Origin of the sequence: Streptomyces davaonensis JCM 4913, assembly GCF_000349325.1 — a bacterium.
GTDB classification, from domain to species: domain Bacteria; phylum Actinomycetota; class Actinomycetes; order Streptomycetales; family Streptomycetaceae; genus Streptomyces; species Streptomyces davaonensis.
Genome location: NC_020504.1, coordinates 8,574,802 through 8,593,999 on the forward strand (window position 1 = coordinate 8,574,802; position 19,198 = coordinate 8,593,999).

The window sequence follows — 19,198 nt, forward strand, 5'->3', positions numbered from 1 at the left end:
CCCATGGAGCACCGGCTCGTCAGCCACATCGAGAAGGCTCTCGGCTGGGACGGGCCGGGTTCCGTGGGGACCGCGTTCGCGCGCGGCCGTCTCACGGACCCGGATCTGCCCGCACGGCTGTTGACCCCGCTCAGACTGCTGGACCTGATCAAGCGCCGCCATCTGTCCAATCCACAGCTGCGCTGTTATGCCAATGGCGACGAAGTACACCCGTCCACGTTCCTGTCCACCAACGTCAACCGGCGAAGGCAGGCCGTGAGCCAGGCGGACATGGCGGCCCTCGGACGAATCCTCAACGACGGCGGCACCGTAGTCCTGGATCATGTGGACTTCTTCGACCCGACACTGGAAGTCGCCTGCCGGGCCCTGGGCTGGTGGTCCAGCGAACTCACCTCTGCCAACGCCTACCTCGCGGTCGGTGACACCGACGGATTCCATCTGCACTGGGACGACCACGAGGTCATCGCCGTGCAGCTTTCGGGCGAGAAGTCGTGGGAAGTGCGCGGCCCGTCGCGGCCTGCGCCGATGTACCGCGACGCGGAACGCAACCGCACGCCCTCCGAGGAAGCGCTGTGGAAGGGCACGATGCGGGCCGGAGACGTCATGCACATCCCACGAGGCTTCTGGCACACCGCGACCCGCCTCGGCTCGGGGGCTGGTGGCCACTCCCTGCACGTGACGTTCGGGTTCACCAAACGGACCGGTGTCACCTGGGCCAACTTCCTCTCTGATGCCGCCCGCGCCGACGAAGGGTTCCGCCACGACCTGGAGGGAGCCCAGGGCACCGCACACCAGGTGCTGGTGGACAAGCTCAGCGCCCTGGCCGCCACCTACAGCCCGGAGCGGTACCTGGACGAACTGCGTTCCAGCACCCCGCCCGCACGCCACATGCCGAACGTGGCCGCCTTCGGGCGGCCGGACGGAGTCGCGGCCGTCACCGAGTTCGAGCCCTCCATCGTCCGCTCCGGTGACACCGTCCAGGTGTGCGGTGGCGGCAAGCGGCTGACCTTCCACGAGCGCGCAGAACCAAGCCTGCGTGCGCTCTTGTCGGGTCACCCGGTCTACCTCGACGGCGCCCCCGATGACGTCATCACTTTGGCCGACTTGCTGATCACGGAGGGGCTGTGCGAACCGCTGACGGAACCATCGTCCTCGGGCTACACCGGTCTGGTCACGCCCGTGACCTACTCGAAGCAGCCGCCGACCTCGGTGTAACACGCCTCGACACCGCGTCCAATTACCTCCGCCATCGTTCCCACGAGGTCCTGAAGACGACGGCCGGCGATCTTCTGCCGAAATTCTCGGTCTCCACCAAGGTCGGGTTCTTCCCCGAGGGACACAGCCTCGCTCCCGCCCGGCTCCGGGCAGCCGCCGAGCAAGCCGTCACGGACCTCGGGCGGGAGCCTGATCTGGTACTTCTCCACAACCCAGAGCACTCGGCACCCGACGCCGAAACGCTGGCACAGGCGTGCACGGTCCTGGCAGATGCCGCACAGGCCGGGCTCTGCCGTTCCTGGGGCGTCTCGACCTGGGATCCGCGCCTGCTTATGGACTTCGACGTGCCATGCCCTGATGTCCTTATGGTCCGAGCGGGGTTGCTGGTCGGGATGGACGTCCTTGAAGCGGCCGAGGCCCTGGCCATGCGGTGGTGCCCGTCGCAGGCGTGGGGCATGAGCCCCTTCGGCGGCAGTACGGTCGAGGCGGTTTGGGAACGCTTCGATCCGAGGATCTTCCTGCGAAACGCCCCCTCGGCCACGAAGATCCAAGCTGCCTTCCGATCCTCCTACAGCCTGCCCCGGGTCGACGCGGTCGCGGTCGGCACGGACGACGCTGACCATCTGCGGGAGCTGACCGAGGCCCTGACATACGAGGTCGACGAGAACGTGGTCCGGGAGTACAGACAGCTACTCAAAGCCCGTCAGTCCACCTGAAGTTCCTGCAGCAGCTGCTCCGCCGTCTTCCGCGCGGGGACCAGGCGGGGGTCCTCAGGATCGGCGTAAGGGCCGAGGATCTTCGCGGCGACGAACAGCGTCATCAGCATGCCGTCCCGGCTCTCCAGATCCTCACGCCGTTCGCTGCGGACGCGGTCGGCCAGAGCCGGGACGGCAAGGGAGGCCCCCCACAGACTTGCGGCGTCCAGGCCGCGGGGGGCCATGCCCCAGTCCTCCCAATCGAACACGCAGAAGACCGGCGCCGTGATATTCGCCCAGTTGAAATCCGCATGGGCCGGCCGCCATTCGGTCACGGCCGTATCGACGCCGGGGAACACGCTGTGGATCGTTCCTGTGACCAGTTTCTGGGTGAGGGTCTCGGTGTCTGGTGTTGCGATGCGGTTTGTGTGCTGCGCGGCCAGACCATCCAGCGAGGTGCTCAGCGCGTTCCACCACTCCTCGGGCAGTTGTGGATCCTCCGCTACTACGGCGCTGCTCACCGGCGACGCCGGCAGCAGCTCCGTCTCGTCCGCCCGCCACATCACCGGCTCTCTGTCGTCCCGCCACGCGACGCCTGTGAGCCAGGCCGGCTTCGCGATCCCGCGAAGGGCCTCGGCGGACGCGGTGCCGTCCCCTCCCTGGACCCCGATCCGATCGAGTCCGCGCCGCTCGATCCGCACCCAGGTATTGCGGTCCGTACGCGCGCCCAGAGACCGGCGCTTACGCACTACTGTCTCCCGGCTCAGGCTCACCCCAAGCGACCGTTCGACACGGTCCAGCACGGCTTCCACGGGTTCCTTGCGCAGATCCACTGGACGCGGTGTCATACGCCCGAACGTACCAAGTCCCAGCCACGTTGCGAGGGAGATTCGGGGCAATGCGTAGCAGGCCACCGCTGCCGAACAGATGCAAAGCAGGACTCACGAGGCGCAGGGCTGCCCGCGGAAGGCATCAGCGGCATATTCGCTCGTGTTCGGTTCAGAGCCCGCGGCTGAAGCTGCTTGTGTGCTTGGCCGTTGTCGGGGAGATGGCTGGCGGCGAGGGCCGGAGTTGGACACTGCGGGGGCGCGGGGCGGCATTGGTGCGTCGGGTGCCGGTTCCGTGGACGAGGTCTGCGGTGAGGTCAGCGAGCAACGAGCTGGGGGTGCGAAGGGACGCCGTGAGCGTCCAGGTGGGCTGGTCGATGCTGGGGCCAGCCCACACAGTCCACGTGGCCAGGGGGCTGTCCGGTTTCTGGGCGGCGAAAGCATCGAACTGGACGCCGGCGTCGCCGGACAGGTTCGTCCAGCGGATCCAGCGTCCGTCGACGGTGTGCTTCCATCCGGCATAGGTGAGCGGCTTGGTGGAGGCGGTGACGGTCTTCTCATCGACGGGACCGTCGAGGACTGTGTCCCAGCCGTCGCCTTCGGCAAGGTGGCGCAGCAGTGTCTGGAGCACGGGCGCGGGAGTGGAGGCGGTCGCGGTCAGGTGCCACATTCGGTCCGAGACGGGTGTCTCGTACGCGGCCACGGTCCAGGCGGTCTCGCGAGGATGGGCTTCGTGGACACGCTCGATGCGCAGGGTCTGTGATTCGTGGATCGCGTGGGTGGTGTCGTCGGACCAGGTCCGTTCCCGATCAAGTCCAGCGTGTCGAATCTTGGCATTGCTGCATGCCTTCATTGGTGGGCGTCTGGGGTGCGAATGCCATGCACGGCGACGACGGCGATGCTGAGGATGATGACGAGTTCGACCCAGAAGAACGAGGCGTAGTCGAACTGAGAGCCGATGGGTGGGCTGCCGGGTGCGGCGTTGCGCAGGCCGACTAGAGCGAAGAGGGTGGCGGCCATCCAACCCATGGCGGACCAGACCAGGCCCAAGCAGCGGCTAATGATGATGCCCGCTGCGCTCGCGACGGCGAGGCCGAGTACCCACATGGCTACGACCATGATCCCGGCGAGGATCAGTGTGCCGCGTGAGCGGGCAACGTGTCCCTCCAGGCCGACGACGAAGTGCTGGTCTCCGGCTGAGTTGAGGGCAGTGAGGTGGAAGGAAGGGTCCTCGTTGGTGAGTGACACGGAGACCGGCAGCGGGGTGGCCTGGGATGTGGCAGCGAACGCGATCGTTGTGCTGTAGCGGTCGTAGGGGTAGTCAGAGATGGTCCCGCCGACCAGGCTGGCAGTGATGTCCTGGGCGGAGATGATCCGTCCAGCCGTGTACGTGAGGTCGGTCTTGAACAGGGAAGTGGTGTAGAGGACAAGGTCGTGGGCTGGGATCTCGTTACCGCCAACTGATCCGTGTGGGACGGCCAGCACTCGCATGGTCAGTTGGTGGTTGGCGGCGTCGACCTTCTGCACCGTTACCTCGACATCAAGCCGATTCGGGGATGAGGCGTCCCCCACGAGGACCTGGCGGCGGCTGTCACGCTCGTGTGCATACAGCATTACACCTGCCGCTGCGCAGATGAAGGCGATCAGTAGAACGCTGATCGTGACGCACATGGTTCGGAAGAACCGGCCCTCCGCAAGTTGGTCGAGGAGTAAGTCTGCGCGCCGCTCTGTGATTAAGTCACGGCGTGGGCGCAGAAGTTGGTACATCGCGACCAGCACGGCGGCTACGGATACGGAGGCCGCGAGGACATCGCCCAGCGACGACTCGTTCTTCCACGTCATGATCCGAACCTACGGACTGCCACCTCCGAAGCCCCGGAGGCGCGCACCCTGACGCCTCCGATCTGGACAAGCGGGCGAACGCCACCCGAAACTGCCCCATCACACCAGCGTTGATCGAGAACGAGATCGCCCCCGGGATCAGCGGGAGGGCGACGACTAGGCCGGCCAGGACCTCCCTGCGTCAGACCTTCGGGTGTACAGCCGGTCGAGGCGCAGGCCGCGCGGCGGGAGTCACTAGGGAGGAAGGCAAGGAAGCAGGCACCTGTCGTGCTCGGGCACACCGCACTGGCAGTCCGGCGACGAATCGGATGGTCCTCCCAGCGCGTCAGGATCGGTATTCGGCCAGACACCACCCGGTGTTGCAAACCCAGTACGTACGCCAACCTGGCACAGAACCACCCCTGTTGAATCAGCTTCAACACGCTGATTCAACAGGGAAGGTGCGCCACTTCTCCCACTCTTCATGGGAGTCGAGGAAGTCCTTGAGGAGCGCTTCGTGGTCGTCAGCGTCGGCGGCCTGTACCTCTACGGGTTCGGCCGTTGTTGGGGTCGGTTCGGTGTCGACCGCAGCGGGCACTGACGGGGTGCGTGCCTGTTCTGCCTCGCGTTCGGTGCTGGTGGCCGGGGCGGGGCCGGGGCGTACGGCGTCGCCGTAGAGCCGTTCGAACTCGGCGATGGCCTTTGCCGGGTTGTCGTACTGGCCCTGCTTCCATGCGCAGGTGGTTTTCACCGTGGAGGTGGATGCTCGGGCCGTCGCGGTAGGTGCCGACGGCGACGATGGTCCAGCCGTCGTGGGCGTGGGCGTGGATGATCAGTCGGCCGTGGCGGATGTCGTCGTAGATCTGCTGGGCGTCGTTGGAGACCTCGCGGATCTCTTCGCGCGAACACCAGGGCATAGGGCAGTCGGCCCAGGTCCATTCGGTGTCGATCTCTTCGCGCAGCTGGGGCGTGATGTCCACGGTGACGCCCGCGGCGCGCAGGGCGCGTGCGGCCTGTTCGGCGTAGTGCGCTTCCTCGCGGTCGATGCGGGCCATGACCATCGTCGTGGCGTCGAGGGGTTCGTAGCCGTGCCGGGCGAGCAGGGCCCGCACGGTGTGCGTGGGGGTGCCGGTGAGGAGGGCCGTGACAGCGCTGGGGCGGTCGTTTAGCAGGTCGAGGGATACGTGCAGGTCTTCTTCGGGGTGCGGCAAGTTGTTCTCGATTCACGGCTCCGGCCGGAGCGGGGCCAGCCAGAGCCGGCGGGGTCATCGGAGTGCTCGTGCGCCGGGGGCGATGGCTCGTGGTGGCGGGCCGGCCCGTGAGGCGGCCGGGCTACGTGGTGTGCGCGGCGCGGGCGGTGCGGGGGTGGTGCTGCGCTGCCATCGGGTTCGCAGGGCATGGAGGTCGGCCAGGGCGCGGCGACTGCCGGTGACCAGCTGATACGGCGTGTTGGCCGGATCCTGGGCGTAGGCGGTGATGCGGTTGCCGACGTCGAATGCGCGGGCCAGCAAGGCGCGTTGAAGCACTCGCTCCCCCCAGTGTTCGGCGGAGCCGACGGGTGTGGAGACCAGTGCGATGAGGTCGCTGGGGTCGAGTCCGTCGGCGAGGAGACCGCGGTGCTGGGCTTCCCAGAGCACGGTGACCGGGTCCACGGGCTCCCCGTTGTGCACCAGGGCGGTCAGGCACTGCCACACCGCGGCGTGCAGGGGCAGCGTGAAGTCGTCGGGCTGTAGCCAGCGCATGTCCTTCACCTCTGCCGGATACGCGGTGGCCGTCGCGAGGAGCAGCCGTTCCTCGTCGAGGGCTTCTTCGCTGCTGTGCCCGGCAGGGGTGCCCGGCACCACGGTGCGCGGCGGGGAGCCGCGGTGAGGGGCGAACTGTCCGGCGAGCGTGTCCAGGAACTGTCCGAGCGTGTCGGCCTGGGCCAGGGTGGTGGCCGCCGGGTTGGGCAAGGTGGTGTCGGTTGCGGTCTGGGCGAGGCGTTCGGCGTGCATGAGCAGGGTGCGCCGGGCGTGATCGGCCCGGATCATCCGCGCGTACGTCGGCGCGTGCTTCGGCCAGGGACAGACCTGGATGAGGGTGTGGAGATAGGAGGCGGTCAGCCCGGGTGCATGGGGGCGCGCCGTGTCGAGCACGGTATTCAGCCAGGCGGGATCGGAGCGGTGGGTCTGCGGGTCGGGCGGGGGCGCCGTGCGCATGGCCTTGAAGAGGGCGCCGTGAGCATGGTTGCCGAACTGGCTCGCGTCCAGGTCGCCGATCTCGGTGAGCCGGTGCGGGTCCAGGAGGAGCGCGCCGAGCAGGGCCTGCTCGGCGTAGTGCACCGGCCGGGCAGGGGGCAGGTCGTCCAGGCGGTCCTCGTGAGGGTCGGTGGGCTGGGGCATCAGGCGGCCAGGGTGAAGTCGTCGGGGCTCAGGGTCTTGCCGAGGTGCGGGGCCAGCAGGTGGGCGGCGAGGCGAGGTGGCACGGCGTTGCCGATCTGGGAGAACTGCTGCCCCTTGTTCCCGGCCCAGCGGTAGTCGGCGGGGAAGGTCTGCAGCAGGCCAGCCTCCTGCGCGGTGATCCGGATGGACTCCGGCGCCGGGCGCTCCTCGTCCGTGCCGCCGGGAGCAGGTTCGGCAACCCAGACGCATTCGTTCGCACGATGACCGAAGAACAGCGTCCCGGCGGGCTGGTCGGCCCGGCGTACAGTCGCGTTCGCCTGGTTGTTGCTGCGCAGCGACCACGACCATCGAGGTACTTCGCCGGCAAGTGTCGGGGCAGGAGTGCCGGCCGGCCGGTTCTCCCTGGCTCCGTGCCGGGCAATGCCCCCGGCGCCTTCGCCTCGGGACTGCAGGACGAGGGACCTCTGGGGCTTCCAGGCCCCGCGGTCGCGGGCGTCGGTGAGCGTCTTGCGGGAGCCGGAGGGGAAGGGCTCGGGGCCGCCGCCGGGTCCTCCGCCGGCGCACACGGTCGGGACGGGCCGGTCGGTGGCGCCCCAGCCGAGGGCCTCGGCCATGGACACCCACTGCGCGCGGCCCGGCCCGAACAGCGACTCGGGCTCGGCGGCCTTGGCGTGCGTGGGCGGTGGCGGCTCGGCGGTGCGGGTGCGCGAGGCGAGAAGGATCGCCCGGCGCCGCGTCTGAGGCACTCCGTAATCCGCCGCATTGAGGATGCCGGTCCAGACCGAGTACCCCCAGCTGCGCAGGATCGCGGCGTATTGGCGCCACAGCGGCAGGACGTCGGGCACCTCCTCCATCGCGACCCATTCGGGTTGGCCGTGCTGGTTCAGAGCGTGCAGGTAGCGCATGGGCTCGGCGGCGAGCAGCGAGCGCTCGTCGCGGCAGGAGGCCAGCAGCTGTTCGCGGGTGTCGCGTCCGGTGGAGAGGTCGGCAACGGCCTGGTGGACGAGCGGCTGGTCGAGGAGGCCGAGGCGCTTGCCGGCCATCGACCACGCCTGGCAGGGCGGGCTGGCGATGAGCCCGGTGGTCTTCCCGAGGAACGGCCAGACCGGGTACATCGCCACATCGGTCCGGACCGTCAACTGGCCTTGTGCAGCACGGGTCTTGCAGGCCCACTCGTCCCATTCCAGTCCGATGTCCCGCACGCCGAGCACGGCCAATGCGTGGCTCCAGCCGCCGGGCCCCGCGAACAGGTCGAGCACGATCACGTGGCCAGCCCGAAGTCGTCTTGCGTGGCGGCGATTTCACCTCGACAGGTCCAGGGAGAGCACCCGTCGGTTACGCCCTCTTCCAGTTGCTCGGCGTCTTCTTCGGCGCCGAGTTCCTGCTGCAGCGCTGCCCATTCGGCGGCGGTGACGTGGTCGATCGGGGCTTCGCTCAGCGGGATGCGTGAGCGGTGCAGGAATGCCTCGCCGAGCAGGCGGTTGCCGGTGGCGTTGGCGCGGGCGTTTCCCTTGCGGATGGCGGCGTCGAATTCCACCACATCTGCCCACTCGGCAGGGGAGTTGTCGCGGATATTTCGCCACTGGGCGTTACCGTGAAATGGGCATCCAAGGCAGCTTGATTTCGGCGTATCGGCCAATCCGAGAGAAGATAGATAGCGGATGCAGTCTTTGCGCGACCAGCCCATGTCGATGAGCGGGTGTCGGTTGCGCATGTACTTCACGTCCGCGTCCTTGGCGCGGTGGAATTCATCGGTGGAGATGCCCACCCACTGTTCCACGAACACGTCTCGCGGAATGCGGGCTGGGTAGGGGTAGCCGAGGAGTTCGCGAACCTGCTTCTTGATCGGCTTTATCTTATATTCGCCTGTGCATTGCCTTCTGGTCATCCCGGCCTTACCGTCCTGATTGAGAATGTAGAGCGGCATTGAGGCGAATCTGTGATCAGGGTCGAGTGCATCGTTTCGAATGTTCCCGGACGTTACGCGCAGAATGGGTATACCTGCTGGTTTTGCCACCTCCTGCTCCAGGCGGTCGAGGTGCGAGTACACGGCGTTTGGTTCCCATCCTGTGTCCGCAAAAATGGCGTAGTCGACCTTGGGGAGAATTCCCTCGGCTGACAGGGCGAGCATGGCGCTGGATTGAATTCCGGCACCGAGCGATATGGATCGGAATACGGGGCTGGCGGAGATGAGGGCGTCCTTGCGGTGGGCGGGGCGCTGTCCGTGGGCGGGTCGGTCAGCGGCGGGGAGCGAAGGTGCGGTGCGCGAGAGGCGCTGGCGGGGCCGGGGCCGTAGACGGGGCGCAGGGTGAGGCGAAGGCGGGGCTTACCTCGTCGAGGCCGGCACGCTGCCGTCGGGGCTGTCGATCTTGACGTGTCCGGTGGCGGCGTCATGCTGCGCGGGCCATCCGAAGAGGTGAATCAGCGGGGCGATCGCGTCGGCGAGCCGGTCACCGGCGCCGGCCATATACCGCGGGGAGACCATGACCCGTTCGTCGGGCGCGTACGCGGTCACCGGTGGACGCCCTGCGCGACCGCGGCCTTGGGCGGGGCGGCCACTGCGGTACGCAGCGAGGCGTGGGGGCGCGGCCGGGCCAGGGCTTGCTGCCCCTGCTCGGTCACGGTGATCTTCTGGCCGATGACCAAGGGCGTGCCGGTGTCGCCGGTGACGAGGCCGCGTTTGGCCAGGGCCCGGAAGGTGGCGATGGAGACACGCGTGCCGTCGTCAGTGGCGACCCGGGTCACGCCCAGCCCTCGGGTGGTGCTCTCATACAGGCGGCCCCCGCTGTTCAGTGCGGTGAGGGCGTCGTACTGGGCCGGAGTCAGAGCGGGGCCCGTCGTCTGCTGTACGGCCGCCGGCTTGTCCTCCTGCGCGGGCCAGGTCCTCGCTGATGCCGTGGGCGAGGTAGTGGCAGCCGATGGCGCACAGGTCGAGCTGGTGGACGGCATCGTCGAGGTGGCCGTTCATCTGCGGGATGGCCTCGGCGTGACGGACGGTGCGTACTGCCTCGTTGTCGGCCGGGTAGCCGGCGAACTGCGCGCCCTCGTAGGGGTTGGCGAGCACGACGTGGGCCAGGTCGGTGCCGGCGAGCGATGACGAGGACACGACCGAGGCCAGCAGCTCCAGGCCGGCCCGGCTACCGGCGATGTTCGTGTACGTGCTGTTGTTGAGCGCGGTCAGGCGCACCAGGGCGGTTGCGGTGAGGTCCTGCGCCTGGAGGAGCAGGGGGCTGATGTGGTGCAGCGCGTCCGTGCCGGGCGTGTAGGAGATGTCGCGTACGCGCGCCTTGATGGCTTCGAAGTCGTATGCCAACTGCCTGAGTTGGCGGACCTGTTCGTTCAGGTCGAGTGGGGGCGTGGGGATGGGATGGCTCCTGTGTGGTTCAGCGGCTTCGGGCGGTGGCGGGCAGGGGGCGGGGCGTGGTTCCGGGCGCGGTGCGAAGCCCGGGAGGCGCGTCGATGACCGAGGCGAGGGCGGTGATGCCGGCCGAGGTGAGGCGCACGCGGTCCAGGGGCGGGCCGCCGACGTAGGCGGCGGGCGCCGAGCGGGCGGTTCTCTCGACCAGACCCTTGGTCTCCAGGGCGCGCAGGGTGCTCATCAGCACCTTGGGCTCGCGGGAGCGGGTGAATTCGCGGCCCAGAGAGCTGCTGGCCACGACGTGTCCGCAGGCGATCTCGGCCAGGGCCGTGCGGTGCGAGGCGGTCAGCCGGTCGCCGGGGGCCGGTGCAGTGGCCCAGCGGCGCCGACGGGTCTCGCCCGCCAGCGTCACGGCGCAGCCGACAGCGGCTTCCGGGGCCAGAGCGGTCAGCTCGCGAGCGGCCCGGACGTTGAAGTCCACCGAGGCGCTGGCAAGGAAGACGAGCTGCCTCAGCCGCATGACCGTCTCGGTCAACTCGACGCTCTCATAGAGACGTTCGCCGTGGATCGCCTTGACGGCGGACTGGGTGTCGGTGGCCAGACGCTGCGCGGAGGAGGCGTGGGCATCCGGTGCCGGAGGGTCGGGTGCCACAAGGAGGAGGTCGAGCGCGTCGTTGTGCTGGGTGTACTGGTCGGCCAGGTGGAGGAGCCGTTCGACGGGCGTGAGCGGTGGCGGCACGTCGAAGAGCAGGGATTCGGCGGGCGGCTCGGTCATGAGCGCCGCCGCGCGATTGGGCAGGAGCGGATGGGACTTGCCTCCCGTCGGGTGGGGTAGGGCTGTCGGCCTCGGGGTGCTTAGGCGGCAGGGCCGAAGTCGCTCTGCTTCGGGGCGGCCTTGGCGATGGCGCGAGCGGTGATGCCCTTGGAGGCGCGGGCGGAGGCGGCGGAGAGCGCTTCGGCGCCGGGCTCGAGATACCAGGGGCGCAGGTCGAGCATGGCCGCGCGCATGCCGGTGGCGAACGCGAGCGCGGTGCCCTTGGGCAGGGCGCGAATGGCGTCGGCGGCCAGGATGCGTTCCTGTCGCATGGACACGGAGGTGGACTTGCCGGACTCCGAGGTCGAGGTGGAGGTCGTCTCGACGTCGTGGTCGCCGATCAGGCGGGACAGCTTGTCGGCGAAGTCCGGGTCATCGATACCCGAGCCGATGACCTTGATGGTGGACGCGGACCACAAGGCGTCCATGCCCGCATCGCCCCACACTTTCTGGCCCTGCCGGTAGGACTGCAGGATGGTGATCGGGATGATGCCGCGCGATCCCAGGTGGCTGTACAGGTCAGGAAGGTCGCTGATCTTGCAGACGTTCGCGGCCTCGTCGAGGATCGCGAGCATCGGCGGGTCCAGGCGTCCGCCAGCACGCTCGGCCTGGGCGGTCGCGGCTCGCATCACACTGTCCGCACACGCGGCGATGAGGGCGGAGGCGCCTCCGCCGCCGTCCTTCGACAACAGGTAGAGCGTGTCCGTCGAGGTGACGAACGTCCTCGGCGTGAACTCCGGCACGTCCTTCTGGGGGGTCACCCAGGCGGCGATCTCCGAGTTCAGCAGGGCGGCGGCGTACTGGCGGGCCGTCTCGTAGATCCCGTCCCTTGTCTCGGGTGGGCCTTCCACCGTGCCCTTGAGCTGGGCGGCGACCGCGGCGAACTTGTGGTCGCGCAGGATGTCGAGCGGGGTGCGGTCGGCGGGGAAAGCTAGCCAGGCCATGACGTCGGTGATCGGCCGCTCGTCGAGCGCGGCGGCCAGGAAGAGCTGGCTCAGGATGTTGCTGCCGGCCTTGGACCAGAAGTCGCCCTGCTGGGACGCGTCCACGCTCGCGGCGAGGAAGTGCCCGGCCAACCTTCCCGCGCCGTCGAGGGTCTTGGCGTCGGCCAAGGGGTTCCACCACATGGCCCGTTCTGCGTGAGCGATCTGCTGCGGGTCCATCGACCAGGTCCGGCCGACGGCTGCCCGCGCATCAAGGGTTGCGGTGTAGGCATCCCCGGCGGCCTTGTTGGAGGTGAGCAGGACCGGGCCGGGCGCGTTGAGGATCGACGGGATCGCCAAGCTGGTCGTCTTACCGGACCGCGGCGCCATGATCGCGACGGCGACGTCCTCGTACCCCATGCGCACCTCATGCCGCGTGCCCTGGAGATTGCCGAGGAGGATGCCGGTGTCGGCGGCGGCGATGTGCTTGACGTCTTTCAGACTCGGGCGCAGCGAGCGCGCCTTGTCGGTGATGGCCTTGGCCATCAGCGGCTCGATGTCCTTCTGCTTGGCCATACCGGCGACGCGCTTCTTGCGTCCGCTGCCGCCACCTCGGTGCCGCTTGTAGAGCACCGCGGCGGTGATGCCGAGCGCGACGAGTACGGCGCCGGGCAGGATGCGTGTGCCGACCAGGAGGGACGGTCCGCTCAGGTCCGGCCACAGCTGGTCTGGGTGCAGGAGGGCCTGAACCGGCTGGTAGGGGGCGGCGTGGGAGACGCTGGCCCAGGCGGTGAGATTGCCGCCGAGCCAGGCAAGGTTGGACAGGGGCACGGCGACGGCGATGGCGCCGAGGAGGACCTTGAAGGCTATGTCGTAGCCGTCGGTGGACGTGGAGTTGGGCTGGGGCAAGGGCTGTTCCAGGTATGAGGGAGGAAGGGGGCCGGTCGCGACGGACTGGTCAGCGCGTGCGGCCTCGCGCCGGTCCGGGCGGAGCGGGGGCAATGCCGGTCGCGCGATGGTGCCGCTCGGCGAGGGCGCTGATGCGTCGTTCCAGAGCGAAGGCGACGTCGGTCGAGGGGATGTGCCGGGTGTGCACGGTCATGCGGTCGCGGGCCCAGCCCGGGATGCGGCGAGGGTCGCGCATGATGGGAGCGGGGTCGGCGAGCGCATGCGTCACGGCGGTGATCAGGTGCAGTGGCGTGGTGCCGGTGAACACGGCTCGCCAGATCGTCGGGTCTCGGATGACGGCCGTCTCGATGTGCCACAGGTCGCTGCCGGGAGTTCCGAGCTGCTCGACGCGCGTGATGCCGTCCGGGGATGCGAGCCCGCCGAAGTGCCGGGGCGTTTCCCATCCGGCGTCCTGCAATGCGGAAAAGGGGTCGGACGAACCTGTGGGCGGCCCGTCCGGGTCGGTCAGTGCGTCGGTGAAGGCGGCGATGATCTCGACAGGGGTGCGGCTCTGGAAGGTGACCGCCCAGGCGGGGTGATCCGCCGTACGCGCCTTCCGGATGGTCCACCAGTCCGGATCATCCGGATCGCCGGGAGCCAGACGCAGTTGCGTGAGCTGGTCCGGGCTGGTGAGCAGGACGCGCGGTATCAACGGGTCATGCCCGTAGCTCCAGCCGGAGACCCGGTGCAGCGGCTGCGTGATCCAGCCGGGATCGCCGGTCCCTGCGAGGTAGCGCGGGGCGATGAACGCCTGCTCGACGGTGTCGCTCACGCCCGTCACCGCCGGACCCTGGACGGTATGGCGCCAGCCGTGTGCACGGGCGCCGTCGGGGGCAGGGTCAGCGCGGGTGCGGTCGACTGGCGCTGCGCCAGCGCGGCGACGGCGAAGAGCGCCTGGCCGTGGATGGCCCACTGATCGAGGTAGGACCAGGCTTCCGCGTAGCTCTCGGCGAGCGGTTCCTCGTACGCCTTCGTACCGGGCCGTGCGCTCTCGGGGAGCGCGGCGCGTACCGCCCGCCAGTCGTCGTGGACCGCATAGAGGCGCTGCGTGGCATCCCGCAGTTCTCGGACCTGCCAGGCGTAGCGCCGGGTCCGGTCGGTGGGCGACAGCTGGGCGAGCTGTCGTTCGGCGACGTGCACGAGTTCGTCGGCGTGGTAGTACACGCGGCCGAACGCAGACAGGGTGTCGGCGTCGCGTTTCTGCTGCCGCAGGCCGTACGCGTCCTCGTCGTAGGGCTGGAACGTCTCGGGGTCGGAGTGCCGGTCGGAATAGAGGTCCCAGGCGGCGAGGATCTGCCGGCTGTGCCGCAGATAGAGGGCGAGCTGACTCAGATAGAGCCGGTGCGCCGGGCCCGCGGGTTCGAGTGAGATGGTCAAGGAGGCTCTGGGGGCAGGTAGGTGTGATGAGGGCGGTGTGTGGAGCGGCCGGGCCCCGCTCCACACGGTCAGCGGCTCCGGGCCGCGGATCTGCTCGCCTCGGCGTCGGGCGCCGAGGCAGGCCGGGCGGTGGGCGCGGCGCTGCGGCGTGCCTTGCGCGCGGCGGCCCGGCTGGCCTTCAGCCGTGCTTCGTGGGCGGCGGCAAGCTGTTCGCCCTGGGCGCCGCGTTCCACCTGCGTGACCAGGTGGGAGTGCGGGACGTCGTAGCGGCCACGGGAGACCGGCGTGGGGTCGGAGAGGGCGGCGGCGAAGCCGGCGAGCAGGTGGCGCGGGGTGCGGTCATCGAAGTACCCGTGCCACAGCCGGTGGTGGCCGCCGAGCCCGGTGGGCAGCGCGACTTCGGCCTTCCAGCTGAAGTAGTCGCTGGTCAGCGTCGCCGATCGCTCCATGGTGGTGATGCCGTCCGGATGGCGAGCGTGCTCGTTGCCCCGGTCGTCGCGCTCGTAGGTCCAGCCCGCTGCTTGTAGCGTCGGCCAGATATCCGGCTCGGCCTCGGGCGGGAAGTGCAGGAGCGCGTCGGTGAATCCGGCGATGATCTCGGCGGGCGTGTTGCCGCCGAAGGACGCATGCCACTGCTGTGCCGAGATCCGCCACCAGGAGCCGTACGCGTCCGGGGTGGGCTCCAGGACGAGCGTGTGCCGGTAGTCGGGGCTGGCCAGGACGACGTGGGGGAAGTCGGGGTCGCCGAAGTTCCTCCACCCGCCGGCCCGCAGCGCCTGGGTGACGTGGCGCGGATCGCCGGCCCCGGCGAGGTGGCGGGGCGTGGTGTCGCACCAGATCCGCGACCAGGGATCGTCGGCTGCGCTGGCGATATAGGGACGTGTCACGACGCTGGCGGGCTGGCGGGCCCAAACGCGTAACCGTTCAGGCGCTGTACGTCCCAGTGCAGGACGTGCAGGTCGGTGGCCTCCTGGGCGGCTTCCCGGAACCCGGTGACGATCAGATGGATCTCGCCGCTGCCTGTCTTCGCCTCCTGGGCGATGAGGCGTGCGGTGGTGCGCAGGATGTCGCCGAGCAGGATGGGCACGCCGGTGTCCTCGTCGAGGAGGACGGCGAGCAGCGGCAGCACGTCGACTACGGACGGATTGGCGTTCAGGTAGTTCTGGACCTGGGCCAGGGTGGCGGTCGCCTGCGCGACGTCGCCGACGCTGGGGGCGGAGGGGGTTGGCATCAATCTCCTTGGATGGAAGTGACGGGGCCGCGCTCACCATGGCCGGGCTGGGCGCTGTCCCCTGGGTATGCGTGTGACGTTCGGGGAGAAGGTGCGGAACTGCTCGTCGAGTCCGTTGAGGCGATCTCTGAGGTTGGTCAGCTCGCTGTATGCGTCGCAGCTGAGGTCCTGCAGTTCGTTGACGTAGGAGTCTTGGAGAGCGAAGTCGGCACAGGTGGTTGCGATCACGTCGAATATCTGGGCGATGAGGTGGAGTGCACCGTGACTCCGGTCGACGATCGGAGCGAGGATGTTGGCGAGATCCTCGGGGCGTTCGGATCTGTCGATTTGCTGGCTAAGGCGCAGGAGCTCGACGGTGAGGGCCTCAACGCCACCGGGCGAGAGGTCTTGGGACTGCGTCAAGGTGATGCACTTTCGATTGGGCGGCGGGCTGACGTGAGACGGTCAGCGGCGGACGCGCGCTCCGGCTTGGCGTACGGACGGGGCGTACGGGCGCCGGGTCAGCGATGTCGCTTGTGCCGAGCTGGTCTGGGGAGTGGCGGTGCTGGGGCGGGTGCGTTCGTGCCGGTGCGCTGTGCGGCTTCGAGGCGCCGCAGATGCTGCATTCGGTGTTGCTCCGGTGTGACGAAGCTGCGGCGGGAGTCGAGAAAGCCGAAAGCGTGCCGCGGTTCCTGTCCCTCCGAGCGGAGCAGCGGGGTGGGATCGGTGAGAGCGTCGATGAACCCGGTGAGGGCTGCGGGCGGAGCAGCTTCGTCGATGGAGGCATTCCAGATCCACCGGTGCCGCTTCTCGGAGAGCGGCACGGAGACCTGAACTGCCCAGCGATGGATGGGTGTTTCGGCGAGCGAGGATTCGCGGGACAGGTAGGCGGTCTCGTCCGGGGACAGCGCGGCCCGCTCCCTGCCGGCCAGCCGCATGGTCCACCCGCGGCTGGCCGCGAGGCGCCACAGTTCGGCCTCTTCCGGCCGTGGCCCTGCGCTGTTCACCGCGTCGGTGAAGCCCGCGATGATCTCTACCGGAGTGTGGATGCCGAACTGGGCCGACCACGCGTGGCCCTGGGCCGGATGGACGCGCCTGGACGACATGAACTCGTCCTCTTCGGGTTCCAGCGTGAAGTGCAACCTACGGTCGGGGCTTTCCAGCAGGACATGCGGATAGCCCGGGACCGAATGGTTGCTCCAGCCGGACGCGAGCAGATACTCGGTCACGTGCCGGGGGTCGCCCCCGCCGGCCAGGTGGCGCGGCGCCACCTCGTCCAGCCAGCGAACGGCGTTGACGCGGTACAGGGTGGGCCCGTTGACGCGGGAGTAGAAGCGTTCGTGGCTCACCGCATCCGCCCGGCCTTGGCGTACGGGCGGGCCCCGGGACCTTGAGGGCGCGCCTTGTTGGTGGCGAAGGCGTTGCTGGCCCACGTGGCGGCGCGTGCGGCGGTGATCCGGGCCTGCTGCCATGCGCTGAGTTGCGAGGGCAGCACGGACACCGAAGTGGTGCGGATTCTCTGCGAGGGCGGGACATGGCCGAGGGGCCGCATCACCGGCTGCGGGTCGGCGAGCGCGGTGCTGAACGCCTGCACCAGGTGCATCGGCGTGGTCGGCGTGAACGTCGCCTCCCATACCGTCCCGTGCTCGTTGCGGGCACCGGCCCACCAGTGGGCCTGTCCGGGGGCGGACTGGTGGAAGCGCACGACGGCGTCCCCGTCCGGGCTGCGGGCGGTGAAGTGCTGTCCGCGCTCGGTCTCCCAGCTCTGTGCCTCCAGCGGCGCCCACACGTTGGGAGCGTGCGCGGAGCGCGGGCGGGTCAGTGCATCGGTGACTCCGGCCACGATCTCGACGGGGACCTGCCGGCCGAGCGTGGCGTGCCACGCCTCCTGCGTCCTGGTCTGCTTCCCGCTGATCGTCCAGCCGCCGGGCTGGGTGTACGGGTCGTAGCCGATGCGCACGGACTTGTCGGGGCTGTCGAATACGACGGGGCCGCCGGTCTTGGACTTGTCCTTCCAGCCCGAGGCGCGCAGGTACTCGGTGACGTGGCGCAGGTCGCCGCCGCCGGCGAGGTGGCGGGGCTCGACGAGGTAGTGCTGCTGGGCCTGCTGACCGGTGGGGCCCCAGCCGGACCACTGCTTGTTCTTCTTCACCGGCGCCGCCGGACGACCATCGCGGAGGCGACCGGCACGGCGGCCGGTCTGCTGGACGGCGGGGTGGGCGCGGCGACCTGCTTGATAGTGCCGGTGTGCTCGTAGAGGTCGGCACCCACGCTATTGAGTTCGTTGGCGGCGCGGCCCAGCGCGAGCCAGACCTCGGGCGGCAGGACGCCGCGCTCGGAGTGGACCTTCGCGAAACGCGAGCCGGTTTCGACGAGGTCGGTGACCTCACCGAGGAGGCCGGTGTCGTAGTCCAGGACATTGGCGAGGATCTGGGCGGCCTCGTGCGGCGGGGCCAGGGCGAGGTGGCGGCGGAGCTGTCCGAGCTGGGCGGTGATGGCGTTAGCGAGCTGCACGGAAGGAAGGTTCGAGTCGGTCATGGGCCTCCTGAACAGGCCGGTTCGAGGTGCTAGTCGTGGTGGCGGATGCGGTAGCTGTCGACGAGGAGGAACGCGTCGCGGCGGCGGGCCTCGTCGAGGGCTGCCTCGGGGCGTCCGCCGGCCAGCGGGATGGTGCGCTCCCGGCTGCCGACGGTGATGGCGCGCAGGTAGCGGCGGAACAGGACGGTGACCAGGCGAGGTTTGCGGCTGGCCGTGATGGGCGGGGGCGTGCGGTCGGGCTCGTGAGTGACGGCGGGCTCCTGGGGAGGGTGGGGCCGGCCCCGGAGGGCCGGGGCCGGCGATGGTCGGGCGGTCAGCGTGCACGGCGTGCTTGTGCGGCGGGTGGCGGTGGTGGTCGGCGTGCTGCTTGGTCGGCGAGTGCGGCGCGGTAGGCGGTGCCGCCGAAGAGGCCCGCGTCGATGTCGACCCGGAATCCGGCACGGGCCAGCAGGGGCGCGGCCCGGTCCGCCAGGGTCTTCATGGCGATCTCGTCCATCGCGTCCGGGACTTGATGCCAGACGTCGTCCGCTGCGCCGTGCCGGTCGAGACCGAGGCCGTCGAGCAGGGCCAGGAGATCCTCGGGGGCACCGGCGCGGGTGTCGACGAAGATCGTCCCGTCGCGGTGGTAGAAGGTGACGTCGACGTCGTAGTCATCGGCGAGACTCACCGGCTGCGTGCCCCTGCCGGACGGCCCGTGGCGGGCAGGGCGGCTGTCGCGCTTGGCGGGGCCGGGGCGCGGTGGTCGCGCACGGCCGTTGCGGCGTCGGTGTAGGCGGCGGCGTGCCAGACGTCATCGGAGATGTGGACCACATATCCGGCCTTGTGCAGCCAGGGCACCGCATGGGTGGCGAGCTGCTTCTTCGCGTCCTCGTCGAGGTGGGCGGGTGCTTCGTGCCAGACGTAGACGGGCCCGGGGGTGGGCAGGGTCCGGCGCTCGAAGCCGAGGTTGTCGAGGAGCGCGAGCAGCGGCTCGGGCGCGCCGGTCGGGGTGTCGGCGTGCACGGTATCGGTGAGGGGCCTGCGGTAGATCGTGACGTCAGTGCCTTCGTCGTCGGCACGGTTTCCCACGTGCGGTTACTCCTGTGCCGGTC

At 69.4% G+C, this 19,198-nt stretch carries 24 protein-coding genes; 2 read left to right on the forward strand and 22 right to left on the reverse strand.

Annotated features, from left to right (window positions below; genetic code table 11):
* The first annotated feature begins 3 nt into the window (after positions 1–3).
* A complete protein-coding gene (locus BN159_RS37785; RefSeq protein WP_015662326.1) occupies positions 4–1,215 on the forward strand; it encodes a JmjC domain-containing protein in 1,212 nt (403 codons plus the stop codon).
* Positions 1,125–1,931, forward strand: coding sequence for an aldo/keto reductase (locus BN159_RS37790; protein WP_041820430.1), 807 nt, complete (start codon positions 1,125–1,127; stop codon positions 1,929–1,931). The genes BN159_RS37785 and BN159_RS37790 overlap by 91 nt, the downstream gene beginning before the upstream one ends.
* Here BN159_RS37790 and BN159_RS37795 read toward each other — a convergent pair.
* The 22 genes from BN159_RS37795 to BN159_RS37895 form a co-directional block, all read right to left on the reverse strand.
* Positions 1,919–2,758, reverse strand: a complete 840-nt coding sequence (locus tag BN159_RS37795; RefSeq protein ID WP_015662328.1) for a hypothetical protein — start codon at positions 2,756–2,758, stop codon at positions 1,919–1,921. The two genes, BN159_RS37790 and BN159_RS37795, sit on opposite strands and share 13 nt — an antisense overlap.
* Positions 2,759–2,909: 151 nt before the next feature.
* Positions 2,910–3,440 (reverse strand): DUF317 domain-containing protein, encoded by a 531-nt coding sequence (locus tag BN159_RS37800; protein WP_408055024.1) that lies wholly within the window; start codon positions 3,438–3,440, stop codon positions 2,910–2,912.
* Positions 3,441–3,586: 146 nt separating this feature from the next.
* Entirely contained in the window at positions 3,587–4,579 is a 993-nt protein-coding gene (locus BN159_RS43025) for a DUF4436 domain-containing protein (RefSeq protein WP_015662330.1), read from the reverse strand.
* A gap of 503 nt (positions 4,580–5,082) precedes the next feature.
* A complete protein-coding gene (locus BN159_RS45900) occupies positions 5,083–5,769 on the reverse strand; it encodes a hypothetical protein (RefSeq protein ID WP_015662331.1) in 687 nt (228 codons plus the stop codon).
* A gap of 54 nt (positions 5,770–5,823) precedes the next feature.
* Positions 5,824–6,939: a DnaB-like helicase N-terminal domain-containing protein gene (locus tag BN159_RS37815; RefSeq protein ID WP_015662332.1), complete on the reverse strand. Its 1,116-nt coding sequence runs from the start codon at positions 6,937–6,939 to the stop codon at positions 5,824–5,826.
* Entirely contained in the window at positions 6,939–8,204 is a 1,266-nt protein-coding gene (locus tag BN159_RS37820) for a DNA cytosine methyltransferase (RefSeq protein ID WP_015662333.1), read from the reverse strand. The genes BN159_RS37815 and BN159_RS37820 overlap by 1 nt, the downstream gene beginning before the upstream one ends.
* Positions 8,201–9,070: an adenine nucleotide alpha hydrolase family protein gene (locus BN159_RS37825; RefSeq protein WP_015662334.1), complete on the reverse strand. Its 870-nt coding sequence runs from the start codon at positions 9,068–9,070 to the stop codon at positions 8,201–8,203. Before BN159_RS37825 ends, BN159_RS37820 begins: the two co-directional genes overlap by 4 nt.
* A gap of 195 nt (positions 9,071–9,265) precedes the next feature.
* Positions 9,266–9,454 carry a hypothetical protein gene (locus BN159_RS37830; RefSeq protein ID WP_015662335.1) on the reverse strand — a complete coding sequence of 63 codons (189 nt, stop codon included), beginning with the start codon at positions 9,452–9,454 and terminating at the stop codon, positions 9,266–9,268.
* Positions 9,451–9,684, reverse strand: a complete 234-nt coding sequence (locus tag BN159_RS47245) for a hypothetical protein (RefSeq protein ID WP_015662336.1) — start codon at positions 9,682–9,684, stop codon at positions 9,451–9,453. Before BN159_RS47245 ends, BN159_RS37830 begins: the two co-directional genes overlap by 4 nt.
* Before the next feature lie 22 nt (positions 9,685–9,706).
* On the reverse strand, positions 9,707–10,252 hold the full coding sequence (locus BN159_RS47250; RefSeq protein WP_015662337.1) for a hypothetical protein: 546 nt from the start codon (positions 10,250–10,252) through the stop codon (positions 9,707–9,709).
* Between the two features lie 70 nt (positions 10,253–10,322).
* Positions 10,323–11,072 carry a hypothetical protein gene (locus tag BN159_RS37840; protein WP_015662338.1) on the reverse strand — a complete coding sequence of 250 codons (750 nt, stop codon included), beginning with the start codon at positions 11,070–11,072 and terminating at the stop codon, positions 10,323–10,325.
* A gap of 80 nt (positions 11,073–11,152) precedes the next feature.
* A complete protein-coding gene (locus BN159_RS37845) occupies positions 11,153–12,943 on the reverse strand; it encodes a type IV secretory system conjugative DNA transfer family protein (protein WP_015662339.1) in 1,791 nt (596 codons plus the stop codon).
* A gap of 49 nt (positions 12,944–12,992) precedes the next feature.
* On the reverse strand, positions 12,993–13,754 hold the full coding sequence (locus BN159_RS37850) for a DUF317 domain-containing protein (protein ID WP_231905671.1): 762 nt from the start codon (positions 13,752–13,754) through the stop codon (positions 12,993–12,995).
* 5 nt (positions 13,755–13,759) lie between these two features.
* A complete protein-coding gene (locus BN159_RS37855; RefSeq protein ID WP_015662341.1) occupies positions 13,760–14,359 on the reverse strand; it encodes a hypothetical protein in 600 nt (199 codons plus the stop codon).
* Between the two features lie 68 nt (positions 14,360–14,427).
* Positions 14,428–15,246: a DUF317 domain-containing protein gene (locus BN159_RS37860; RefSeq protein WP_015662342.1), complete on the reverse strand. Its 819-nt coding sequence runs from the start codon at positions 15,244–15,246 to the stop codon at positions 14,428–14,430.
* Positions 15,243–15,590 (reverse strand): hypothetical protein, encoded by a 348-nt coding sequence (locus BN159_RS37865; protein ID WP_015662343.1) that lies wholly within the window; start codon positions 15,588–15,590, stop codon positions 15,243–15,245. Before BN159_RS37865 ends, BN159_RS37860 begins: the two co-directional genes overlap by 4 nt.
* A 33-nt stretch (positions 15,591–15,623) precedes the next feature.
* A complete protein-coding gene (locus BN159_RS37870) occupies positions 15,624–15,992 on the reverse strand; it encodes a hypothetical protein (RefSeq protein ID WP_015662344.1) in 369 nt (122 codons plus the stop codon).
* A 98-nt stretch (positions 15,993–16,090) separates the two neighbouring features.
* Positions 16,091–16,918: a DUF317 domain-containing protein gene (locus BN159_RS37875; RefSeq protein WP_015662345.1), complete on the reverse strand. Its 828-nt coding sequence runs from the start codon at positions 16,916–16,918 to the stop codon at positions 16,091–16,093.
* A complete protein-coding gene (locus BN159_RS37880; protein WP_015662346.1) occupies positions 16,915–17,721 on the reverse strand; it encodes a DUF317 domain-containing protein in 807 nt (268 codons plus the stop codon). The genes BN159_RS37875 and BN159_RS37880 overlap by 4 nt, the downstream gene beginning before the upstream one ends.
* Positions 17,718–18,107, reverse strand: coding sequence for a hypothetical protein (locus tag BN159_RS37885; protein ID WP_015662347.1), 390 nt, complete (start codon positions 18,105–18,107; stop codon positions 17,718–17,720). The genes BN159_RS37880 and BN159_RS37885 overlap by 4 nt, the downstream gene beginning before the upstream one ends.
* A 313-nt stretch (positions 18,108–18,420) precedes the next feature.
* Positions 18,421–18,774 (reverse strand): hypothetical protein, encoded by a 354-nt coding sequence (locus BN159_RS37890; protein ID WP_015662348.1) that lies wholly within the window; start codon positions 18,772–18,774, stop codon positions 18,421–18,423.
* The gene (locus tag BN159_RS37895) at positions 18,771–19,175 is read right to left on the reverse strand and encodes a hypothetical protein (protein WP_015662349.1); all 405 of its coding nucleotides are present in this window, start codon (positions 19,173–19,175) and stop codon (positions 18,771–18,773) included. Before BN159_RS37895 ends, BN159_RS37890 begins: the two co-directional genes overlap by 4 nt.
* Between the last annotated feature and the right edge of the window lie 23 nt (positions 19,176–19,198).

Excerpts from the sequence above, each read along its gene's own strand:
- BN159_RS37785 (WP_015662326.1), top strand. The coding sequence starts at position 4 with ATGGAGCACCGGCTCGTCAGCCACATCGAGAAGGCTCTCGGCTGGGAC.
- BN159_RS37795 (WP_015662328.1), bottom strand. The coding sequence starts at position 2,758 with ATGACACCGCGTCCAGTGGATCTGCGCAAGGAACCCGTGGAAGCCGTG.
- BN159_RS43025 (WP_015662330.1), bottom strand. The coding sequence starts at position 4,579 with ATGACGTGGAAGAACGAGTCGTCGCTGGGCGATGTCCTCGCGGCCTCC.
- BN159_RS37815 (WP_015662332.1), bottom strand. The coding sequence starts at position 6,939 with ATGCCCCAGCCCACCGACCCTCACGAGGACCGCCTGGACGACCTGCCC.
- BN159_RS37825 (WP_015662334.1), bottom strand. The coding sequence starts at position 9,070 with ATGCTCGCCCTGTCAGCCGAGGGAATTCTCCCCAAGGTCGACTACGCC.
- BN159_RS37840 (WP_015662338.1), bottom strand. The coding sequence starts at position 11,072 with ATGACCGAGCCGCCCGCCGAATCCCTGCTCTTCGACGTGCCGCCACCG.
- BN159_RS37865 (WP_015662343.1), bottom strand. The coding sequence starts at position 15,590 with ATGCCAACCCCCTCCGCCCCCAGCGTCGGCGACGTCGCGCAGGCGACC.
- BN159_RS37885 (WP_015662347.1), bottom strand. The coding sequence starts at position 18,107 with ATGACCGACTCGAACCTTCCTTCCGTGCAGCTCGCTAACGCCATCACC.